Origin of the sequence: Flagellimonas chongwuensis, assembly GCF_013376415.1 — a bacterium.
Taxonomy (GTDB): domain Bacteria; phylum Bacteroidota; class Bacteroidia; order Flavobacteriales; family Flavobacteriaceae; genus Flagellimonas; species Flagellimonas chongwuensis.
Genome location: NZ_WYET01000008.1, coordinates 96,043 through 118,657, shown reverse-complemented (window position 1 = coordinate 118,657; position 22,615 = coordinate 96,043). Strand labels below are relative to the sequence as shown.

Annotated in this window: 21 protein-coding genes and 1 tRNA gene; 13 read left to right on the top strand and 9 right to left on the bottom strand. The window is 41.7% G+C overall.

The window, feature by feature from the left end; genetic code table 11:
* The first annotated feature begins 730 nt into the window (after positions 1 to 730).
* From thrS to rplT, 4 genes are all read left to right on the top strand, one after another.
* The gene (gene thrS, locus GUA46_RS14990) at positions 731 to 2,671 is read left to right on the top strand and encodes a threonine--tRNA ligase (RefSeq protein WP_176621169.1); all 1,941 of its coding nucleotides are present in this window, start codon (positions 731 to 733) and stop codon (positions 2,669 to 2,671) included.
* 36 nt (positions 2,672 to 2,707) lie between these two features.
* Positions 2,708 to 3,259 (top strand): translation initiation factor IF-3, encoded by a 552-nt coding sequence (gene infC / locus GUA46_RS14985; RefSeq protein WP_262497840.1) that lies wholly within the window; start codon positions 2,708 to 2,710, stop codon positions 3,257 to 3,259.
* A gap of 47 nt (positions 3,260 to 3,306) precedes the next feature.
* Positions 3,307 to 3,504: a 50S ribosomal protein L35 gene (gene rpmI / locus GUA46_RS14980; RefSeq protein ID WP_108245191.1), complete on the top strand. Its 198-nt coding sequence runs from the start codon at positions 3,307 to 3,309 to the stop codon at positions 3,502 to 3,504.
* Positions 3,505 to 3,593: 89 nt separating this feature from the next.
* Entirely contained in the window at positions 3,594 to 3,938 is a 345-nt protein-coding gene (rplT, locus tag GUA46_RS14975) for a 50S ribosomal protein L20 (RefSeq protein WP_014033571.1), read from the top strand.
* A gap of 111 nt (positions 3,939 to 4,049) precedes the next feature.
* On the opposite strand, the gene GUA46_RS14970 is transcribed toward rplT, so the two are convergent.
* Positions 4,050 to 4,472, bottom strand: a complete 423-nt coding sequence (locus tag GUA46_RS14970; protein ID WP_176621168.1) for a secondary thiamine-phosphate synthase enzyme YjbQ — start codon at positions 4,470 to 4,472, stop codon at positions 4,050 to 4,052.
* Positions 4,473 to 4,569: 97 nt separating this feature from the next.
* Here GUA46_RS14970 and GUA46_RS14965 point away from each other — a divergent pair, with 97 nt between their 5' ends.
* Positions 4,570 to 5,361: an HAD family hydrolase gene (locus GUA46_RS14965; protein WP_176621167.1), complete on the top strand. Its 792-nt coding sequence runs from the start codon at positions 4,570 to 4,572 to the stop codon at positions 5,359 to 5,361.
* A gap of 87 nt (positions 5,362 to 5,448) precedes the next feature.
* Positions 5,449 to 6,336, top strand: coding sequence for a dienelactone hydrolase family protein (locus tag GUA46_RS14960; protein WP_176621166.1), 888 nt, complete (start codon positions 5,449 to 5,451; stop codon positions 6,334 to 6,336).
* Here GUA46_RS14960 and GUA46_RS14955 read toward each other — a convergent pair.
* The 5 genes from GUA46_RS14955 to tgt all read right to left on the bottom strand — a co-directional run bounded on the left by GUA46_RS14955 (position 6,333) and on the right by tgt (position 12,622).
* The gene (locus GUA46_RS14955) at positions 6,333 to 7,643 is read right to left on the bottom strand and encodes an asparagine synthetase B (RefSeq protein WP_417943146.1); all 1,311 of its coding nucleotides are present in this window, start codon (positions 7,641 to 7,643) and stop codon (positions 6,333 to 6,335) included. The genes GUA46_RS14960 and GUA46_RS14955 overlap by 4 nt on opposite strands.
* Entirely contained in the window at positions 7,627 to 9,174 is a 1,548-nt protein-coding gene (gene dnaB, locus GUA46_RS14950; protein WP_176621164.1) for a replicative DNA helicase, read from the bottom strand. The genes GUA46_RS14955 and dnaB overlap by 17 nt, the downstream gene beginning before the upstream one ends.
* A 167-nt stretch (positions 9,175 to 9,341) precedes the next feature.
* Positions 9,342 to 10,295 carry an acetyl-CoA carboxylase carboxyltransferase subunit alpha gene (locus GUA46_RS14945; protein ID WP_108245197.1) on the bottom strand — a complete coding sequence of 318 codons (954 nt, stop codon included), beginning with the start codon at positions 10,293 to 10,295 and terminating at the stop codon, positions 9,342 to 9,344.
* 114 nt (positions 10,296 to 10,409) lie between these two features.
* Positions 10,410 to 11,492, bottom strand: a complete 1,083-nt coding sequence (locus GUA46_RS14940; protein ID WP_176621163.1) for an LptF/LptG family permease — start codon at positions 11,490 to 11,492, stop codon at positions 10,410 to 10,412.
* Complete coding sequence (gene tgt / locus GUA46_RS14935) at positions 11,492 to 12,622, bottom strand: tRNA guanosine(34) transglycosylase Tgt (protein WP_176621162.1); 1,131 nt, start codon at positions 12,620 to 12,622, stop codon at positions 11,492 to 11,494. Before tgt ends, GUA46_RS14940 begins: the two co-directional genes overlap by 1 nt.
* A gap of 156 nt (positions 12,623 to 12,778) precedes the next feature.
* Between tgt and GUA46_RS14930 the strand changes: the two genes are divergently transcribed.
* Genes GUA46_RS14930 through GUA46_RS14920 form a run of 3 tightly spaced genes read left to right on the top strand, consistent with a single transcriptional unit; the run spans position 12,779 to position 15,243 of the window.
* Complete coding sequence (locus GUA46_RS14930; protein WP_176621161.1) at positions 12,779 to 13,624, top strand: transketolase; 846 nt, start codon at positions 12,779 to 12,781, stop codon at positions 13,622 to 13,624.
* A gap of 17 nt (positions 13,625 to 13,641) precedes the next feature.
* Complete coding sequence (locus GUA46_RS14925) at positions 13,642 to 14,595, top strand: transketolase family protein (protein WP_176621160.1); 954 nt, start codon at positions 13,642 to 13,644, stop codon at positions 14,593 to 14,595.
* A gap of 48 nt (positions 14,596 to 14,643) precedes the next feature.
* Positions 14,644 to 15,243: an outer membrane beta-barrel protein gene (locus tag GUA46_RS14920; protein WP_108245202.1), complete on the top strand. Its 600-nt coding sequence runs from the start codon at positions 14,644 to 14,646 to the stop codon at positions 15,241 to 15,243.
* A 69-nt stretch (positions 15,244 to 15,312) separates the two neighbouring features.
* Here GUA46_RS14920 and GUA46_RS14915 read toward each other — a convergent pair whose 3' ends face one another.
* Positions 15,313 to 16,266 carry an FKBP-type peptidyl-prolyl cis-trans isomerase gene (locus tag GUA46_RS14915; RefSeq protein ID WP_108245203.1) on the bottom strand — a complete coding sequence of 318 codons (954 nt, stop codon included), beginning with the start codon at positions 16,264 to 16,266 and terminating at the stop codon, positions 15,313 to 15,315.
* Positions 16,267 to 16,344: 78 nt separating this feature from the next.
* Between GUA46_RS14915 and GUA46_RS14910 the strand changes: the two genes are divergently transcribed.
* Positions 16,345 to 16,716, top strand: coding sequence for an RNA-binding S4 domain-containing protein (locus tag GUA46_RS14910; protein WP_108245204.1), 372 nt, complete (start codon positions 16,345 to 16,347; stop codon positions 16,714 to 16,716).
* 37 nt (positions 16,717 to 16,753) lie between these two features.
* Positions 16,754 to 17,251 carry a phosphoribosyltransferase family protein gene (locus GUA46_RS14905; protein ID WP_108245205.1) on the top strand — a complete coding sequence of 166 codons (498 nt, stop codon included), beginning with the start codon at positions 16,754 to 16,756 and terminating at the stop codon, positions 17,249 to 17,251.
* Here the strand turns inward: GUA46_RS14905 and GUA46_RS14900 are convergent.
* Complete coding sequence (locus GUA46_RS14900; protein WP_108245206.1) at positions 17,243 to 17,755, bottom strand: shikimate kinase; 513 nt, start codon at positions 17,753 to 17,755, stop codon at positions 17,243 to 17,245. The two genes, GUA46_RS14905 and GUA46_RS14900, sit on opposite strands and share 9 nt — an antisense overlap.
* 118 nt (positions 17,756 to 17,873) lie before the next feature.
* Between GUA46_RS14900 and GUA46_RS14895 the strand changes: the two genes are divergently transcribed.
* Positions 17,874 to 17,946, top strand: a tRNA-Lys gene (locus GUA46_RS14895).
* A gap of 75 nt (positions 17,947 to 18,021) precedes the next feature.
* Here the strand turns inward: GUA46_RS14895 and GUA46_RS14890 are convergent.
* Positions 18,022 to 19,188 carry a glycoside hydrolase family 43 protein gene (locus tag GUA46_RS14890; RefSeq protein WP_176621159.1) on the bottom strand — a complete coding sequence of 389 codons (1,167 nt, stop codon included), beginning with the start codon at positions 19,186 to 19,188 and terminating at the stop codon, positions 18,022 to 18,024.
* A gap of 274 nt (positions 19,189 to 19,462) precedes the next feature.
* Between GUA46_RS14890 and GUA46_RS14885 the strand changes: the two genes are divergently transcribed.
* Positions 19,463 to 22,603, top strand: a complete 3,141-nt coding sequence (locus GUA46_RS14885; protein WP_176621158.1) for a SusC/RagA family TonB-linked outer membrane protein — start codon at positions 19,463 to 19,465, stop codon at positions 22,601 to 22,603.
* Positions 22,604 to 22,615 lie beyond the last annotated feature (12 nt).

The following is a 22,615-nucleotide window of genomic DNA, read 5'->3' as shown; positions in this document are numbered from 1 at the left end:
CTTCATTGTATTTCCTTGAATGTCTGTCCGACACCCGGAAATCCCGAGTCCCTGCATCAAAATGGTTCATTTCTTAATTCTACGCTGTCGTTACAATATGTATATGAACTTCTTTGTTTCAAAAAACCGAATCAATCCTTCTAAAATCAAACTCCTTTCGGTTTTCACCATTTTACGTCTTCCGTAAAGCGGCTGCAAATTTACAACTGTTTTTTAAACTGGCAAGCTTTTTTTAAAAAAAAATCAAAACATTTTCTTGACCTCAAAAAACAACATTTTACATGAACTTTCCCTCAAAACAACTTACCGTTTTTCGGGCTGCAAATGTAAAACGCTTTTTTCGATTACACAATGCATTTTTATGTTTTTTTTCAAGTCGTGCTGACCTGTTAAAACCGCTGCTTCAATATGCTTCTGAACTTTCCAAGAAAACAAACCTTTTGTTGTTTTCGGGCTGCAAATGTAACACCATTTAATAAATAAACAAGATGTTTTTTTCTCTTCTTAGCAGAATTTATTCCAACTAATTGAAAGCAAAGCAGATAAAAATACAAAAAATATCAAAAACACAAAAGCGCTCCTAGTTTAATCTTTCCACGTTCTCAAAATGACTTTAATCCACCCTGCTCTCGGCAGAAAATTGGTGCTTATATATAAAGGAAGTATTGTAGCATCTATACAAGATATTATCTTTGTCCTTTCGACTAAATAAAATAGAAGTTCAAATAACATGATAAAGATCACACTGCCCGATGGTGCTGTAAAAGAAGTTGAAAAGGGAACCACTCCTTTTTCCGTTGCCCAAAGTATAAGCGAAGGGCTTGCAAGAAACGTTATTTCCGCAAAGTTCAACGATACTACGGTTGAAACTACCACACCGTTGACCACGGATGGCACCTTGACTCTTTATACATGGAACGATGATGAAGGGAAAAAAGCATTTTGGCACTCCACCTCACACGTGGTGGCCCAAGCTTTGGAAGAACTTTATCCCGGCATAAAGCTTACCATAGGTCCTGCCATTGAGAACGGTTTTTATTATGATGTGGATTTTGGTGAGCAAAACATCTCAGAAAAGGATTTTCCAGCCATTGAAAAAAAGGCATTGGAAATTGCCCGTGGAAAGCACGACTACCAAATGAGAAGTGTTTCCAAACAGGAAGCACTTTCCTATTATAAGGAACAAGGAAACGAATATAAGGTAGAGCTCATCGAGAATCTTGAGGACGGAACCATAACCTTTTGCGACCATAGTACTTTTACCGACCTGTGCCGCGGAGGGCACATTCCCAATACAGGAATAATAAAGGCCATTAAGTTATTGAGTGTTGCTGGCGCCTATTGGAGAGGTGATGAAAAAAATACGCAGTTAACACGTGTTTACGGCATCTCTTTTCCAAAGCAAAAGGAACTTACGGAATACCTACACCTATTGGAAGAGGCAAAAAAGAGAGATCACAGAAAACTTGGAAAGGAACTGGAACTCTTTACGTTTTCACAAAAAGTGGGACAAGGGCTTCCCTTATGGTTGCCGAATGGCGCCGCTCTTCGCGAACGTTTGGAGCAATTTTTAAAGAAGGCCCAAAAGAAAGCAGGGTATGAAATGGTGGTCACACCACATATTGGTCAAAAGGAACTTTATGTTACCTCTGGGCATTATGCCAAATATGGTGAGGATAGTTTTCAACCAATTCGCACTCCAAAAGAAGATGAAGAGTTCTTGTTAAAGCCCATGAACTGCCCGCATCACTGTGAAATATACAACAGTCATCCTTTCAGCTATAAGGACCTCCCAAAAAGGTACGCCGAATTCGGTACGGTGTATAGATATGAGCAGAGCGGTGAATTGCATGGACTTACCAGGGTTCGAGGATTCACTCAAGATGATGCCCACATTTTCTGTACTACGGAACAATTGAACGATGAGTTCAAAAATGTGATAGACCTTACTTTATATGTATTGAACTCTTTAGGTTTTGACAACTTTACGGCCCAGGTATCTGTAAGAGATTTGGAAAATCCCGACAAATATATTGGTAACACGGACGACTGGGAAAAAGCAGAGCAAGCCATTATTAATGCAGCCGAAGAAAAAGGGCTGAACTACGTGATAGAAAGTGGCGAAGCTGCTTTTTATGGTCCGAAGTTGGACTTCATGATCAAGGATGCCCTTGGCAGGAACTGGCAATTGGGAACTATCCAGGTGGATTACAATCTACCCAAACGTTTCGACCTTACATACAAGGGAAGCGACAATGAAATGCACCGCCCCGTAATGATTCACCGTGCACCTTTTGGCAGCATGGAACGCTTTGTGGCATTGTTATTGGAACATACCGGAGGAAACTTCCCATTGTGGTTGATTCCAACCCAGGCTATTGTACTGCCCGTCAGTGAGAAACATGAAAAATATGCGGAAAAAGTTTTGAATTCACTAGAAAATCACGAAATTCGCGCGCTCATTGATAATAGGAACGAGACGGTAGGGAAGAAAATCCGGGAGGCAGAAATTAAAAAAATCCCCTTTATGATCATAGTCGGGGAGCAAGAAGAAGAGTCTGCGACCATATCTGTAAGGCGTCATGGCGGTGAAGATTTAGGAGGTTTAAGCGTAGATGCTTTTTCAGACTTGGTAACTACTGAAATAAATAGTACCTTAAAGTCGTTCTAAAAAATTAAGTTTAATTAAAAAGTTTACGTCATAGCAATTAGAAGAAGATTTAGACCCCAACCTAGGAGGGAAAACAAAAACCCTCACAACATCAATGAAAAAATAAAGGCCCGAGAAGTACGTCTTGTCGGGGACAATGTTGAGATGGGGGTTTACCCCATTTCCAAAGCAAGGGAAATAGCCACGGAACAGGAATTGGATCTGGTAGAGATTTCACCAAACGCAGAACCTCCTGTTTGTAAGGTAATGGATTATAAAAAATTCCTTTACGAACAAAAGAAACGCGACAAGGCCATGAAGGCCAAAGCGAGCAAAGTTGTGGTAAAGGAAATTAGGTTTGGACCACAGACCGATGACCATGATTATGAATTTAAAAAGCGACATGCTGAAAAATTCTTGAAAGATGGTGCCAAACTAAAAGCCTATGTATTCTTTAAAGGACGTTCCATCGTTTATAAAGATCAGGGCGAAATATTGCTTCTAAGATTGGCCCAAGAATTGGAAGACCTTGGTAAGGTTGAACAAATGCCAAAATTGGAAGGAAAGCGAATGACCATGTTCATCGCACCTAAGACAAGTAAAAAATAAAAACCGGACCTTGTTCGGTATAATAAGCGGAGTTAAATACTAGGAAAATGCCTAAGATGAAAACAAAATCCAGTGCCAAGAAGCGTTTTAAGCTTACAGGAACTGGTAAAATCAAGAGAAAGCACGCTTTTAAGAGTCACATTTTGACCAAAAAATCAAAAAAGCGCAAGCTAAAGTTGACCCACTCCACATTGGTTCACCAAGCGGACGAGGACAACATCAAAGAACAATTACGTTTAAAATAATTGTTCGACCGGTACATTATTTATTAACCATGGAGCCAGGCCAAAAAAAGTACTCAATATAGGGACGCCTGCTACAAAAAAATGACATTATGCCAAGATCAGTAAATTCAGTTGCTTCAAGAGCTAGAAGAAAAAAAGTAATGAAGCAAGCCAAAGGTTACTTTGGAAGACGTAAAAACGTTTGGACAGTAGCCAAAAATGCGGTAGAGAAAGCAATGCTATATGCTTACCGCGACAGAAGAAACAAAAAGCGTACTTTCCGTTCACTTTGGATTACCCGTATCAATGCCGGGGCCAGGATGCACGGAATGTCTTACTCTCAATTTATGGGCAAGGTGAAAGCCAATGGAATCGAATTGAACAGAAAAGTTCTTGCCGATTTGGCCATGAACCACCCAGATGCCTTCAAGGCCATCGTTGAGAAAGTAAAATAAAAAGCTAATATAAACTTACCCCGCTTATTTAGATCCCGCCTTGTGCGGGATCTTTTATTTTATAAAAAGTCTAAACAGCTTGACACGAGTTACTCAAATTGTCAAGAATGATTATTGCCCAAATGCAGTAATGACCAGCTTTCTCCCGGAAGCATGGTTCCTGTGCTCACAAAGATAAATCCCTTGCCATATTCCCATATTCAAACTACCTTGTGTTATTGGTATCTGAACAGAGGCCCCCATCAAGGAGGCCTTGATATGGGCCGGCATATCATCGGGCCCCTCATAATTGTGAACATAATACGGAGCATTTTCCGGTACCATTTCATTAATATGGCTCTCAAAATCCCTCCTAACCGTTGGGTCGGCGTTTTCATTTATTGTTAAGCTAGCGGAAGTGTGTTTAATAAAAACCTGTAAAAAGCCCGTGCTTATCCTTTTGAGCTCTGGCAACGCATCAAGAATCGTATCCGTAATTAAATGGAACCCTCTGGAGTATGATCGTAATTGTATTTCTTTCTGATAAAAATTCATGCAAAAACATTCTTTGACCCCAAATTAATATAAAGTTTACCAAAACAAAGGTCCTGTTCCATGAATAACAAATAACTTTGCAGCTTAAATATTTTGCATGGATTTATCACAGATTAAAATGGTGGTCACCGATATGGATGGAACGCTTTTAAATTCCAAACATGAGGTGAGCCCTCGATTTTTTGAAATTTTCGAAGAACTCAAAAAAAAGAACATTGCCTTTGTTGCCGCCAGTGGCAGACAGTACCATAGCATGGTGGACAAATTGGATTCCATTAAAAATGAGATTCTGGTGATTGCAGAAAATGGAGCTTTGATAAAACAGCAAGAAAAAACCCTGCTCACCACTACAATCAACCAGTCCGAAGTACACCGCATTCTTGATACGGTACAACCGTTAAAAAACGTCCATCCCGTGCTATGTTCCCAAAACACCGCGTACGTCGGTGGAGATTCCAATGAATTTTTGGATATGCTACGTGAATATTATTCAGAATTTCAAATCGTGGAAGACCAAAAACAAGTGGTCGATGACGTGCTGAAAATAGCCATATACCATTTTGAAAGTTCCGAGGAACATATCTATCCACACGTAAAACATTTAGAGGGAGAGTTAAAGGTAAAAGTCTCCGGTGCCAATTGGGTGGATATTTCCGATTTGAACGCCCACAAAGGCTACGCCTTGAAGAAAGTAATGGATGAATTTCAGATAGCTCCCAATGAAATAATGGTATTCGGGGATTATAACAACGATTTGGAGATGCTGGAACTTTCTGATTTTAGTTTCGCCATGGCAAATGCCCACCCTAATGTGCTAAAAACAGCAAAATTCAGAACAGATAGCAATGATAATTTTGGCGTGGAGAGGATTTTGGAGAAATTGATTTAACATATAATTCCTCTTTATTCAGCTCTGCCTGAGAAATTTGCTTTTGTAAATTTTGTACCTTAAAGAACAAACTATAAAAGCAACACTATGGCTCCCTTAAAAAAAGACGACATCAAACAAGAGGTCTTTGACCTTTACGACAAATACGCCCACAACCAAATAGACCGCCGTGAGTTTATGGAAAAACTTTCCGTGTACGCTGTTGGCGGCATCACCATGGCTTCGTTGATGAGCTTTATTATGCCGAATTATAAGGATACGCTAACCGTTTCACCAAACGACCCTGATTTGGATTCCGGATTCATCACCTATAATTCTCCAAAAGGCGGCGGTGAAATCAAAGGATTGCTATCCAAACCAAAAAATAGTAAGGGTAAAATGGGTGGTGTTGTGGTCGTACACGAAAACCGTGGTCTAAACCCTTATATTGAAGATGTGGGACGTAGGGCGGCCAAAGCAGGATTTATTTCTTTGGCTCCTGATGCCCTTACCCCCCTTGGAGGTTATCCAGGCAATGATGATGAAGGTAGAACGCTTCAGCGACAAAGAGACCGAAACGAAATGTTGGAGGACTTTATCGCCGCCTTCAATTATCTTAAAAACCATGAGGACTGCAACGGTAAAATTGGTGTGGTAGGATTTTGTTTTGGCGGATGGATCTCCAATATGATGGCCGTGAAAATTCCCGATTTGGCCGCAGCCGTTCCCTTTTACGGAAGTCAGCCCGCAGATGATCAAGTGGCAGATATCAACGCTCCATTATTGATTCATTATGCAGGATTGGATGAAAGGGTAAATGCCGGCTGGGAGGATTACGAAGCCAAATTAAAAGAACTCGACAAGGATTACGAGGTACATTTTTATCCCGATGTCAACCATGGGTTCCACAACAATACTACTCCTCGCTTTGATGAAGCTTCGGCGGATTTAGCGTGGAAAAGAACGGTAGATTTCTTCAAAGAGCACCTGAATTAGGTCTTCTGTTTCTTTTTGCGGGCAGCAGGGAACAACACATTGTTCAAAATCAATCGGTACCCTGGTGAGGTGGGATGCAGTTCCAACTCTGTTTTAGGGTCCCCTACCCTATGCTGGTAATCCTCCGGGTCGTGACCTCCGTAAAAGGTAAAAAAACCTTTGCCTTTAATACCATGGATGTATCTAGCCTCCCCATTGATTTTGTTTTCACCCAAGACCATTACCGTTGGTTTTACCTCTTTACGAGTATAGGCCGTAGTCTGTCCCATAAATCCTTTGACCAAGCTGGTATGGTTCTGTGTAAGCATAGTGGGGACAGGGTCCCATTTGGCCGAGAATTCCATCAAAGAGAAATAATCCGACTCCTTGGGCACATTCGCCCTTTTATTGGTCATATCGATGGATGAAAACTCATACCGAATAGGATTTCGCTCCAACGTAAAATTGGTAAATGCAAACGTATTGCTATAATCCAACTTGGATTGATAATTCGCATCCGAAGGGTCCCCATCGAACATAGGTTCACAGATATCAATACCTTCAGCGGCCAGTGCAATATCAAAACTATCGGTGGCAGAGCACATGGCGAACATGAACCCTCCTCCAATCACATAATTTCTAATTTTAAGAGCCACGGCCAATTTTTCATCCGACACTTTCGAATAGCCCAAACTTTGAGCCAATGCTTCAGCTTTTGCCTTATCTTCGATGTACCATGGCGCAGCTCTGTAGTGCCCGTAAAATCGTCCATACTGACCTGTAAAATCTTCATGGTGCAAGTGCAGCCAATCATACAAGGCCAATTTATCCCCTAACACCTCCGTATCGTAAATGGTGGTGTAGGGAATCTCTGCATAGGTAAGCACCATGGTCACCGCATCGTCCCATGGTTGGTTTCCCTTTGGGGAATAGACAGCAATCTTCGGGGCCTTTTCAAGGATTACGGCATCTTGGTTTTGGGATGGGCTGCTAATATCATCTAAAATCCCTGCAGCCTGTCCATCTGAAAGTACTTCAAAAGAAACACCTCTAATCTGACATTCTTTACGGATGGCATCTCCATCAGGCAACAAAAAAGACCCACCTCGATAGTTAAGTAGCCATTGAACCTTTTGTTGCTTGGAAAGCACCCAATAGGTAATTCCGTATGCTTTTAAATGATTTTTTTGTCCTTCATCATCCATAGGGATTAGGATAACGGAGGCTGAAGCTTTAAAGAAAAAAAATAAAATAAAAATGAAGGTGAGATTTCTCGCATTTGCTCGAAATGACACTTCGGAAAGAAATTTTTTAAAACGGTACGTCATTATCATCTAGGTCATCATCACTGTTCATTGCGCTACCAAACGCATCATCCGCACTGGGCAGATTTGGTGTTGCAAAGGGATTATCTTCATCCGCATTCATCTTCGATTGGAATTCGAATGGGGAATCAAAGTCATCCAAGTTATCAAATTTACCTAGAGCACCCACAAATTTTAACCTAATATTTTCTAAACCACCATTACGGTGCTTCGCCACTATAAATTCTGCCTGACCTTGGGTAGGGGTGCGTTCCTCATCGTCCCACTCGTCAATTTTATAGTATTCGGGACGGTAGATGAACGATACGATATCCGCATCCTGTTCGATTGCACCGGACTCCCTCAAATCCGAAAGTATGGGTCGCTTGCTACCTCCGCGTGTCTCCACGGCCCTGGATAACTGTGAAAGTGCAATTACGGGAACATCCAGTTCCTTGGCCAATGCCTTTAGGTTACGTGAAATGGTAGAAATTTCCTGTTCACGGTTTCCTCCTTTTTGACTTCCTCCAGCGGTCATCAATTGCAAGTAGTCAATGATAATCAACCTGATATTATGTTGTGAAGCCAATCGCCTTGCCTTGGCACGAAGGTCAAAAATGGACAACGAAGGGGTATCATCAATGAACAACGGTGCTTTTTCCAAGGTTTTCACCTTTACGTTCAATTGTTCCCATTCATGCTTTTCCAGTTTACCTGTCCTTAATTTTTCCGATGACAAACCTGTTTCGGAAGAAATCAAACGGGTAATCAACTGTACGGATGACATCTCCAAGGAGAAGAACGCAACTGGGATTTCTGAGTTCACAGCAATATTACGAGCCATGGACAACGTTAAAGCTGTTTTACCCATACCCGGACGTGCTGCCACAATAATCAAATCACTGGGCTGCCACCCAGAGGTAAGTCTATCCAATTTATCAAACCCGGATGGAATACCACTGAGACCTTCCTTATTCGAAATTTCTTCGATTCGCTTTTTGGCCTGTATCACCAAGTTTTGGGCAGTTTCGGCCGAACGCTTCAAGTTACCTTGGGTAACCTCGTACAATTTCGCCTCCGCGTTGTCCAAAAGGTCGAAAACATCAGTAGCATCACTATACGCTTCCTCGATAATATCGTTGGAAATCTTGATCAAACTTCTCTGAATATACTTTTGAAGTATGATCCTGGCATGAAATTCGATATGGGCTGAAGATGCTACTTTTTGGGTAAGTTTAATGAGGTAAAAATCACCTCCCGACACTTCCAGCTTGCCATCTTTCTTCAACTGGGAAGAAACCGTTAATAAATCCACCGGTTCGGAAGATTCAAAGAGTTTGAAGATGGCCTCGTAAATATATTTATGTGAATCTTTATAGAAAACGTCTGGATGAAGAATATCGATGACCTCATCGACACCTTTTTTATCAATCATCATAGCACCCAACACAACTTCCTCTAAATCAACTGCTTGAGGAGGTATTTTTCCTTTCTCAAGACTGATAAGGGCAGATTTGTCCACTCTGTGTCCAACTATGGGGCTAGGTTTTTCCATGAATGCGAAAGTAGCTAATTAACCTTTAGTTAACTTTAATTTTGACAGTAACGATTTCCACAGGTACTCAACAATTTAAATGTTGATAACTTAAAATACCTGTTAATAACATAAAAAAAATCGGGGATATAACCTAACTAAAATGGTCAACCCCCAAAAAACAAGGATTATTCACTGAAAACACCCATATTGGAATACTTTTCCATTCGGGATTTCACCAATTCCTTTGGTGATAACTTATTGAGTTCTTCGAAATGGGAAGAAATTTTATTGGCTACGGTTTCGAATGTTTTCTGTCTATTGGAATGTGCCCCTCCAAGAGGCTCCTTAACGATTTCATCGACAAGACCCTGCTTTTTCATATCGGTAGCGGTCAACTTCAAAGCTTCCGCGGCTTGTTCCTTGTATTCCCAACTTCTCCAAAGAATGGATGAACAAGATTCTGGAGAGATTACGGAGTACCATGTATTTTCCAACATCAGCACTTTATCTCCAACACCAATGCCCAATGCTCCACCCGATGCACCTTCGCCAATTATGATTACTATAATAGGCACCTTTAGGCGGGTCATCTCCAAAATATTACGTGCAATTGCCTCTCCCTGTCCACGTTCTTCTGCTTCAATACCTGGGTAAGCGCCGGGAGTATCCACAAAGCACACTACAGGTATCTTAAATTTTTCGGCGGACTTCATCAAACGAAGTGCTTTACGGTATCCTTCAGGATTTGCCATACCAAAATTACGGTACTGACGGGTCTTAGTATTGTATCCTTTTTGCTGACCGATGAACATGTAGCTCTGGTCGCCTATTTTTCCAAGTCCCCCTACCATAGCCTTGTCATCCTTTACATTTCTGTCACCATGGAGCTCCAAAAAGGTATCTCCACAAATGGCATTGATGTAATCCATTGTGTAAGGCCTGCTGGGGTGCCTGGATAATTGCACCCTTTGCCAAGCGGTAAGGTTCTGATATATATCTTTTCGGGTCTGGGCCAGTTTTTTCTCGATTTGAGAACAGGTCTCGGTAACGTCAACATCACTTTCTTCCCCGATCACCATACATTTTTGAAGTTGGTCTTCAAGTTCTTTGATAGGGAGTTCAAATTCTAGATATTCCATGGGAAGTCTTTTATTTTCACGAAAAACAATGGGGACAAATATATAACATTATGACATACTCACATGAAATATACAAGTCTTTTAACTTCAACAATATACGCCATTGTGACTAAATTATCGTTTGGCTTTCATAAGCATATAAATCGCAAAAACGCCAAAAAGAAGGTTGGGAATCACAACTGCCAATAGTGGTGAAAAACCAGATTGCTCTGCCAGTGTTCCAAAAACTTTATCAAAAAAGATATATACGAAGGCCACCCCAATACCAAACGCCAGATTAAGACCCATACCTCCCCTACGTTTCACTGATGATACCGCTACGGCAATAACTGTAAGGATGAATGCTGCAATGGGCAGTGCCCACCTTTTATATTTTACCAGTACATATGCATTGATGTTGGATGCTCCCTTTCTACGCTGATCTTCAATAAAATCGTTCAGCTCAAAAAGGTTTTTGGTTTCGGCTACATAGGATACCGGAGTAAGGTCATCGATTTTGAAGGCAAACACCGTATCCAGCCTACGCTTTGCGCTGATGTATTCGGTTTCGTTCCTTACCTCTCGCTTCTCGTAATTGGTCAAACGGTATATGCTGTCGTCAGCAATCCACCGAATATTACTCGCCGAAATCTTGTAATCCAGTTTACCAATGGAATCGAAATGCTCGTAGGTAAAATTGTATCCTATTTGACGATTGGGATCAAAACTGCTTACGTACAAATAGTCTCGCTCGTTCAATTGGTTGAAGATATTCTCCGTTACCCTGGTCTGTTTACCCTTTTTAAAATATTTGTACTCAAACTCGTTAAAACCAATGCTGGCATGGGGCACAATGAACATTCCCATCATAAAGATCAATATGGCCACCAATGTTGCCCCCACAAAATAGGGGCGCAAAAAACGTCCGAAAGATACCCCTGAACTCAAAATCGCCACGATTTCGGTATTGCTCGCCAATTTCGAGGTAAAAAAGATGATAGATAGAAAAAGGAAAATCGGCAACAATAGGTTTCCGATCACCAAAGTAAAGTTTCCATAGAACACGATTACTTCGGCCAACGGCGCTTCATTGTCAATGATCTTACCAATTTTTTCTGCCAGGTTGGCCATAATCCCAATAGGCACGAACAGCAAAAGCATCCCCATAAAGGTGATCAGGTAGCGTTTTAAAATGTATCTATCGAGTATGGTAAGCATTACAATCTTTTATCCATTTGAATGACCATTTTGGTCTTCCACTCCAAAAAGTCTCCGGCTAAAATACGTTCTCTTGCGGTACGTACCAACCATAAATAAAAACCAAGGTTGTGAATGGTGGCAATTTGCTTGCCCAAATATTCATTGGCAGCGAACAAATGTCGCAGATAGGCCTTGGAATATTCGGTATCTACAAATGTGATGCCCATTTCATCAATGGCAGAAAAATCGTTCTCCCATTTTTTGTTTTTGATGTTGATGGTACCATGTGCGGTGAACAACATACCGTTCCGAGCATTACGAGTAGGCATCACACAATCGAACATATCCACGCCCAATGCTATATTCTCCAAAATATTGATAGGGGTACCAACACCCATGAGGTACCTTGGTTTGTCCTCTGGCAGGATATCGCATACAATCTCCGCCATTTCATACATTTCCTCAGCAGGTTCCCCAACCGAAAGTCCTCCGATTGCGTTGCCCTCCGCACCTACGGATGCAATGTATTCTGCGGATTGTTTTCTTAAATCTTTATAGGTAGACCCCTGTACAATCGGGAAAAAACTTTGTGAATACCCATATTTGAACGGAAGTGTTTCCAAATGATTGATACATCTGTCCAGCCACCTATGCGTCATGTGCATGGAGCGTTTGGCGTACTGGTAATCGCAAGGGTAAGGTGTACATTCATCAAATGCCATGATGATGTCCGCACCAATGGTACGCTGTATCTCCATCACATTTTCCGGAGTAAAAACGTGACGTGACCCATCAATATGGGACTTGAACTTGACCCCCTCTTCTTTAATCTTTCTGTTATCAGATAAAGAATACACCTGATACCCACCACTATCCGTCAAAATGGGACGGTCCCAATTCATAAATTTATGAAGTCCGCCAGCTTCTTCAAGTATTCCGGTGCCCGGTCTTAAGAAAAGATGATAGGTGTTCCCTAAAATAATATCAGGATTTATTTCATCTTTTAATTCCCTTTGGTGAACGCCCTTAACGGAGGCCACAGTTCCCACGGGCATAAAAATAGGAGTCTGTATATTGCCATGGTCGGTAGTCAGTTCCCCTGCCCTAGCCTTTGTTTTGCTGTCCTTTTGTAGTAAGGTAAATTCCAATTGTTCGTTTTAGAACCGCAAATATAACTAACTCTATTTCGTTCATCCTTAACAAAAAAATAAAGTTTCTGAGCACAAGATGTTTATTAAATGTAAAATAGACACTTGTTTTCTACGAATAATGCAATTACATTTGATATCTAAATTATTGACACGATGCCGAACACGCAAGAATTACAGGACCTGGTAGTACAGGTTAGAAGGGACATTTTACGAATGGTCCATAAGGTAAATTCGGGTCACCCAGGAGGTTCTTTGGGCTGTACCGAGTTTTTTGTAGCACTCTACAACGAGGTAATGGAATTAAAGGATGGTTTTGATATGGATGGAATCGGGGAAGATTTATTTTTCCTGTCCAACGGCCATATTTCTCCCGTTTTTTATAGCGTTTTAGCAAGAAGAGGTTACTTTCCGATTGAGGAATTGAACACTTTTAGGCTAATCGATTCCAGATTACAGGGACACCCCACTACCCACGAAGGCCTACCCGGTGTTCGCGTAGCATCTGGGTCCTTGGGTCAGGGAATGTCGGTTGCCATCGGTGCGGCACAAGCCAAAAAGCTGAACGGTGACGACCATTTGGTATTCAGTCTTCATGGCGACGGTGAGTTGCAGGAAGGTCAGAACTGGGAAGCAATTATGTACGCTGCCGGGAACAAAGTGGACAACTTGATTTCAACCGTTGATAGAAATGGACAACAAATCGATGGGGCTACCGAAGATGTATTGCCCATTGGCGATGTTGCCGAAAAATTCAAGGTCTTTGGATGGGATGTGTTGGAAATAGAAGACGGAAACAATCTAGAGCAAGTTGTTGCAGGGCTAAAAGAAGCCAAGAGCAGAACTGGTAAAGGAAAGCCAGTATGTATTGTTATGACAACTGAAATGGGGAACGGTGTTGATTTTATGATGCACACCCACGCATGGCACGGTAAGGCACCAAGCGATGAGCAATTGGCAAATGCATTGGAGCAGAACCCAGAGACTTTAGGTGATTACTAATTATAGAAAAAGATACGATGACTAAATATACAGATCAAGGAAAACAGGACACCCGAAGCGGATATGGTGCCGGAATGACGGAATTGGGGAGGACCAACCCAAATGTAGTGGCCCTTTGTGCCGATTTGGTAGGTTCCCTTAAAATTGAAACTTTTATTGAGGAGAACCCAGAACGTTTCTTTCAGGTAGGAATTGCCGAGGCCAACATGATGGGAATGGCCGCTGGTTTGACCATTGGCGGGAAAATCCCTTTTGCCTCTACATTTGCGAACTTCGCCACTGGCCGTGTGTACGATCAAATCCGCCAGTCCATTGCGTATTCGGATAAAAATGTAAAAATATGTGCCTCCCACGCGGGTTTGACCTTGGGTGAAGATGGTGCTACCCACCAGATTTTGGAAGATATCGGTTTGATGAAAATGTTGCCCGGAATGACCGTGATCAACCCATGTGATTACAATCAGACCAAAGCGGCAACCATTGCCATTGCCGAGCACCATGGACCGGTATATCTTCGTTTTGGAAGACCCAAAGTGGCCAATTTTACTCCTGTTGACCAAAAATTTGAAATCGGGAAAGCCCTTATGCTCAACGAAGGTACCGACGTTACCATTATTGCAACGGGCCATTTGGTATGGGAAGCTCTGATTGCTGCCGAAAGTTTGGAGAACCAAGGAATCTCTGCAGAAGTGATCAACATTCACACTATTAAACCATTGGATGATAAAGCCATTTTGGATTCCGTGAAGAAAACAGGTTGTGTTGTAACTGCAGAAGAGCATAATTATTTAGGTGGACTTGGAGAAAGTGTGGCTCGTGTATTAGCCAGCAACCATCCTGCACCACAAGAGTTTGTGGCAACACAGGACACCTTCGGGGAAAGTGGTACGCCCGAGCAACTTATGGAGAAGTATGGTTTGAACAATAAAGCTATTGAAGAAGCCGTTTTAAAGGTGTTGAAACGTAAATAGTTTCAGGTATCCCCCTATGGGGATATTTCATCTTTTAAAACAACACTTATGAAAAAAACTTTTTTAGTAGTAGCATTTGCCCTTATTGGCTCTGCTGCCATGGCTCAGAGCGGTTCAGGATTCGGTATCAAGGCCGGTCTTTCTTACAACAAGAATGGTGACTTGGTCAATACTGTAACAGATGCTGTAGATGACCCCGAGGGTAAAGCTGGGTATCATTTTGGCTTTTGGGGTAAACTTGATTTTCCAAAAATTTATTTAAGGCCCGAATTGGTGTATTCCAAAACTAAGAGTTCCTATGATATTAATGGTGACTCACAAGATTATGATGTATCCAAATTGGATATGCCTGTTCTTTTAGGGTATAAATTGATTGGCCCCTTGCATATTTTTGCAGGTCCAGCTTTCCAATATACCCTTAAGAACGATTTGGAAGGTTTGGAAATCGAAGATGTGGAGAACGATTTTACCGTAGGCTTGAATGCAGGTATAGGTGTCAACTTGGGAAGATTGGGACTTGATGTACGATACGAAAGAGGCTTCTCTAAAAATGAGGCCGAATTCATCGACGCAAATGTTGCCAATGTGGAAGGAAGAATAGATTCAAGACCTTCGCAAGTTATTTTTGCAGCATCGCTGAAATTATAAAATCCGATTAAGTACAATAAAAAACCCGCTGCAATGCAGCGGGTTTTTATTTTTTATAAGCGATTGCTTTTAGTTGTCCGGGTCCAAATAATCTGGAACTCCGTCTCCGTCCGCATCTGGATAAGGAATGATGATATTCCCATTTTCGTCTGAAATCTCATCGCGTGTAGGTATGCCATCACCATCGTCGTCCGAATCACGAAAATTAGGGATGAAACCAGTAAAGGATGATTCTTGGTCGATGTCTGTATTATCGTCACCCAAGTAACCATTACCATTCAAATCTTCCTGGATTGAGGGAATACCATCATTATCACTATCGGTATCCTCAATAAAAGCACCTAATTCCATTTTAAAGATAAGAGGTGCATATCTTGGTATTACCGAGGAATTTGGACTATGAAAATATCCAAGACCGGAAGGCATAATGATCAAACCTATTCCGCTGTTAGCAATACTGTAGGTGCCATCAGGGTTGTCTATTACCTGATCAGATGTTCCAGCTTTCATTTGTGCAACACCATTAGAGTAACCTTGAACAGTTCCTGCAAGTTCTTGCCACAAAAATTCAGATCTTTGATCAAAAGGAGTACCATCCAACAACGTACCTTCATACTTTACAAAAGTCGAATCTGCATACGTCGGGCTTTCTCCGCCTCCTTCACGTGCTTCGATGTAGTACAGTTTATGAGCTATATTTTCTTCTCCGGCACTAAGGCCCAAAAAACTTGATGATACATTCAAGGTAATAGATTCAGCATCTTCCATCAAAGGCCTTTTGTCCGCATTCTCACCTGCTATGGTGTCAATAACTATTCTATAATCAAAGCCCTCAGGTGGTGTTTCAAATTCTTCGTAATTGTAAAAGTGGGTGTTCAAAAATTCTCTTATGGTTTCGTCATCCTCCGGTGCTACATCGCTCAATAAGCTTGGTGGTATGGCTTCAGGGCCTCCATTATCATCATTTTTACAGGATAGCAGTGTGACCGCAAAACAAATAAATACTAAAACTCCGTACTTCATCAAGTCTGTTATTTAGGCGCGCAAGATACAATTTTCCATTATTTTTGTTCCGTCCGTTAACAAAGATTTGCGAAGACCATGCGAATAGACAAGTACCTTTGGTGCACCAGATACTTTAAAACACGAAGCATTGCTTCCAATGCGGTAAAAAAGGGCCATGTTAAGGTAAACGGGAGCGCCGTGAAGCCTTCACGGGATGTTTTCCCCATGGATAAAATCGTGGTACGGAAAAATCAAATCGATTATCAGCTTACTGTTTTGGACGTTCCCGAAAGCCGTGTCGCGGCCAAATTGGTGGACATCTACCGAAAAGATACTACGCCAAAAGAGGCCTTTGAGCACAGCGAACTGCTTCAACATGCCAAAAAGCATTACCGAAAAAAAGGACTTGGTCGACCTACCAAAAAAGACCGTCGGGATTTGGACGACTTTTTGGACGAATCGGAATAAACCGTTTTCATATCTTTGAATCAACTATTGCGCAACTATGAGGAACCTTATTCTTAACCACGACCAGATACAGCACATTACCAAGAGAATCGCTTATCAGATCTATGAGACCAATGTGGACGAAGCTGAAATTGTGGTCGCTGGAATTAAAGGTGGCGGAGAAAGTTTTGCAAAAAAAATAGTTGCCGTGCTCAAGAACATTACCGATGCCAACATTGTGTTGTGCAAAATGGATATGGACAAGAAAAATCCGTTGAAAAGTGGGGTCAGTACCTCCCTGGCTGAAGATGGTTATAAAAATAAGTCAATCGTTTTGGTGGACGATGTGCTGAATTCCGGCACTACTTTGATATATGGAACCCATCATTTCCTTAAAACGCCCATAAAACAGCTTAAAACGGCTGTATTGGTCAACAGGAACCACAAAAAATATCCGATTAAGGCCGATTTCAAGGGTATTTCGTTATCCACATCATTGAACGAGCATATAAAAGTGGATTTTGAGCCCAAGAACAACGCCGTCTACCTAGAGTAGTTCCTTGATTTTATCCACTACAGTTTCCACATCTTTTCCATTACAATCCAAAATATACTTTGATTGTAAATAATAGGGCCTTCGCTCAAACAAGTGCTTTCCGATAAATTCTGGAAGTTCCGCATCGAGAATATTTTTCACCAATGGGCGATTCTCCTTTTCTTTTGAAATCCGGTTCACCAAATTGGGAATGCTCAGGTCAAGATAGATAGATGCATCGGCCTTTTCCAAAATGGTGGCCATATTGGTGCCATAGCATGGTGTACCGCCCCCAGTTGAAATTATAGTGGACTCTTCTTTTTCTAGAACTTCCTTGAGCATTTGATGCTCCAACTTTCTAAAAAAAATCTCACCATTTTCGGAAAAAATATTTTTTATGGTTTTTTTTTGATTGGCTTCAATGTAATCATCCAAATCGACGAACTCCATCTGTAAATGACTGGCCAACAATCGTCCAACGGTCGACTTACCACTCGCCATATACCCTACTAACACAATTTTCATATTGATGAATTTTATCAGATTTCAAAAAAACACAAATTTATCCATAATTCACCTTGGAAAATAGATTATTGATGTTATATTTGCACCCGCTTAGCCAAACAGCTAGGCACAACTTGAAGACCTGATAGCTCAGTTGGTAGAGCATCTCCCTTTTAAGGAGAGGGTCCTGGGTTCGAGCCCCAGTCAGGTCACTTCTAAAAAACGTAAAACCCGATAAGTCAATCGATTTATCGGGTTTTTCTTTTTAAGTGTTTTACTACGAGATTTTATTTTTCATCGGCAGACCCGGTTTCTGCAGTTACCAGCGCATTAATTCTTTGGATGGTCCCATCGGGATTATAGGTAAGTTCGGTCATTTTAACGCTTCGTAAGTGTGTTTTTCCGCCGGACATGGAACTATCATGGAAAAACAACCACCACTTCCCCTGATACTCGACGATAGAATGGTGATTGGTCCAACCCAATACAGGATCTAAGATCACCCCTTGATAAGTAAACGGTCCATATGGATTATCTGCGATAGCGTAAAGAATATTATGGGTATCACCAGTGGAGTAAGAAAGATAATATTTGCCATTATACCGGTGGACCCAGGCAGCTTCAAAAAACCTTCGGTCGTTGTCCCCTGCAAGAATAGGCTCTCCATTTTTATCCAATATCATAACATCTTTGGGCTCCTCAGTAAAACTTATCATATCATCTCCCATTTTGGCAATCTTGGGCATAAGTGCCGGTTCGTCATCTGCAGGGTACTTGTCGGTTCCCAAATATTCCCCTTGGTCCCATTGTTGAAGCTGTCCACCCCAAATACCTCCGAAGTACATATAATAGGAGCCATCGATATCCCCAAAAACCGCAGGGTCCATGCTAAAACTTCCCTTAATTGGCTCCGGCATGGCTTCAAATGGACCTTCGGGAGCGTTGCTCTTGGCCACACCAATATGAAAAACATCCTCTTTGTCCTTAACCGGAAAGTATAAAAAGTATTCATCGCCCTTTTTAGCAGCGTCCGGAGCCCACATTTGCCTACCTGCCCAAGGGACATCGTCAATATGTAGCGCCAATCCGTGGTCTGTAACTTCTCCTCCCACACTATCCATCGAAAACACATGATAATCTTCCATGTTAAAATGACTTCCCAAATCATCCTCTGGAATTCCTGATTCAAAATCGTGTGATGGATATACATATAACTTACCCTCAAAAACATGGGCAGAAGGATCTGCAGTATAAAGTTCAGATGTCAAAGTATAGACCTTATCAGGAGTTGTTCCGACGGTATCCACAATCACACCTACATCCTCCTGAGCATCTTGGGGACCTTGCTTTTGACGTTTGCAACTAAACGTAAAAAAAACAAGTGGAATTAATAGAAAACAGGTTGAAGAAATCCGCCTTGAGCAGTTTTTTTGAGTCAAAAATGTGTTTTTCATAATACAATAGATCGTTTTGATTTTTAAAAATACATATTATTCTGAATAAACAATCGTTTGCTTATTTTTTTAAAAAATATATAAAACTGTTTATCAGTTACTTATATAGTATTTATTGTGCATACAGAATAATTTCAATGTCAAATCTAAAAAAAATTAATGCAACCGATTGCGTTAAACGATATATTATGTATATTTATCACATTCCAAATAATGAGCATTCTTTTTTGTCATAATGGAATTAATTAACTGAACAAAATCAAAACTTAGTAACATGACTGAAAAACCTTTATTTGTTTATACAAATGGCAGATGGACCTCCCCTTTGCGTTTGTACTTAACAAGCTTTTTGTTATTTATTTTTTGCACTACCGCAGCTATAGCTCAGAACACCGTCACCGTATCAGGTACTGTGACTGACGCATCTGGCACACCAATTCCAGGGGCCAGTGTAATCGTGCAGAATACAACAAATGGAACATCGACAGACTTTGACGGGAACTATCAGATTGAGGCTGCGTCCAATGCGACCCTAGAATTCCGTTATCTTGGTTTCATTTCTCAAACGATTGCGGTAAATGGCCAATCTACACTTAATGTGCAATTGGCTGAGGATACCCAACAATTGGACGAGGTGGTCGTAATAGGTTATGGTACCCAAAGAAAGGAATCTGTAACTGGTTCCGTGGTCTCCATTAAGGGCGATAATTTAAATGAGGTACAATCGGCCAACTTCCAACAAGCACTTCAAGGTCGAGCCGCCGGTGTCAACATTTCCTCGACCAGTTCTAGGCCCGGTGCGGCACCACAAATACGTATTCGTGGTACACGCTCACTTTCTGCGGACAACAACCCGTTGATAGTTCTCAACGGAATCCCTTTTTCTGGAGGATTAAGTGATATCAATCCAAACGATATTGCGAGCCTTGACATATTAAAGGATGCATCCGCCACAGCGATTTATGGTTCCAGAGGTGCAAACGGTGTTATTTTGATTACCACTAAATCCGGTACAAAAGGGCAAAAGGCCACCATTACCTATAATACCTATTATGCATCAAAAGAAGTGTTTGCCAAATTCCCGATGATGAATGCAGCACAGCTTATTCAATTGCGGGCAGATGTGGCGGCAAACAACGGAGGTACGCCACTATTCGGTTTGGCCGGTGATGAATACTTGGGCAACGATACCGATTGGCAGGACGAATTATACAAGACCGGTCTGCAAACCGCTCACGATGTAAGTATTCAGGGTGGTACGGAAAATGGTTCCTATAATGTGGGACTGGGATATTTTAAAGAAACATCCGTTGTACCTGGCGATTCCTTTGATAGATATTCGTTACGTGCACAGATTGACCAAAATGTAGGAAAACTGTTCCGATTTGGTTTAAACTCGGTTACCAACTTCAATAAAACAAGTAGTATTGTGGGCATATACCAAACGTTGGGAGCATCTCCCCTCTTGAGTCCGTACGATGCAGATGGTAACTACCTAGAATCTGTCCGTCTTCAAACGCAGGCAGATGATGCATGGATTCCCACCAGAGACGAAGTAAACCGTATCGGTAAAGGTAGGGTAAACGAGCAACTAGACTTCGGTACCTACAACAATATCTATGGGGAATTGCAAATACCTTGGGTAGATGGATTAAAATACCGCCTTAATGTCGGTTTGAATTTCCGTTCGGCCAGAGATGGTAATTTCACTGGTCAGGGTGTATTCAATTATAACCCCATAAACCCTTCATCTGCAAGCTACAACTCTTCAATCCAAAAGGATTACGTCATTGAAAATCAATTAATCTACGATAAGACGTTTGGCAAACACCAAGTCAATTTTGTTGGGTTGTTCTCTTCTCAGAACACCGAATTTGACAATGTGGGACTGGCTGTACGAAATGTTCCCGATGAAACATCTTTGTGGTACAATCTTGATGCTGCGCTTTCAGAGGACATTACAGACTACGGAACCGGTTATTCCGCAACTGGCCTATTATCCTATATGGCCAGGGTCCTATATCAGTTTGACAATCGGTATTTATTGACCGCTACCGTTCGTTCGGACGGTTCATCCAGATTAGCTCCCGGGCGTAAGTGGGTTACATATCCCGCAGTTTCTGTAGGATGGAATATTGCCAATGAGCCATTTATGGACAAAGTTGGCTGGGTAAATCAGTTGAAATTGCGTGCAGGATACGGTGAAACCTCCAACCAGGCCATCGCTCCTTATTCCGTTCAAGGTAGATTAGGACAGGTCAACTATAACTTTGGGGATACCTTTGCCACAGGTTACTTTGTAAATCAACTACCTAATCCGGATCTGGGATGGGAGTTTTCAGAAACCTACAACTACGGTCTGGATTTTGGATTTTTCAACAACCGTCTATCCGGTAGCGCTGAATACTACATTACCAAAACCAATGATATCTTATTGGGCCTCGGACTTCCAAGTACTGCGGGTGTGGGAAGCGTGACCAGTAATATAGGTAACACAGAGAACAAAGGTCTCGAGATTGCGCTGAACGGTATCATTTTCGACAATCCCGATGGATTCTCATGGGACGTTGGGGTTAACGTGTATACCAATAGAAACGAGATTACCTCATTGGCCTCCGGTCAGGACAGGGATGAAGGAAACCTTTGGTTTGTTGGCTCTCCCATCAATGTAATATTTGATTACGAAAGATTGGGCCTATGGAACGAATCCGACCCAGGGTTTGAATATCTGGACCAATATGAACCCGGAGGTAACGAAGGTATGATCAGGGTAAGATATACCGGAGATTTCAATCCTGACGGTTCTCCTACCCGCGTTATCGGTGCCGATGACAGAATCGTTCAAGACCCCACCCCGGATTTCCTTGGTGGTTTCAATACTCGCCTTGCCTATAAAAATTTCGATTTGAATGTGGTTGGTGCTTTCCAAAGTGGAGGTATACTCGTAAGTACATTGTACTCATCAAGCGGATATCTGAACCTACTTACCGGTAGAAGAAATAACGTTGATGTAGATTATTGGACCCCTTCCAATACCGATGCCAGGTATCCTGCTCCTGGGGGAATCCAAAGCGGTGACAACCCAAAATACGGAAGTACCTTAGGTTATTTTGATGGCTCTTATCTAAAGGTCCGCGCAATGACCTTGGGCTATAATTTTGACCAATCCACTTTAAAGGATACTTGGTTCAAAAGTCTGCGCCTGTATGCCACGGTACAAAATCCATTTGTATTGTTCTCTCCATTCCACGATGAATCCGGTCTGGACCCGGAAACCAACTCGGGTGTAAATGCTGACGGCACAAGACAAAACGTTGCCGTTAACACTAATAATATTTCCACAGGAATACCAACGGTAGGAGCCAATGCGCCCACATCAAGGAATTTTATGCTAGGATTAAACGTAACATTTTAAAAAAATGAGAAA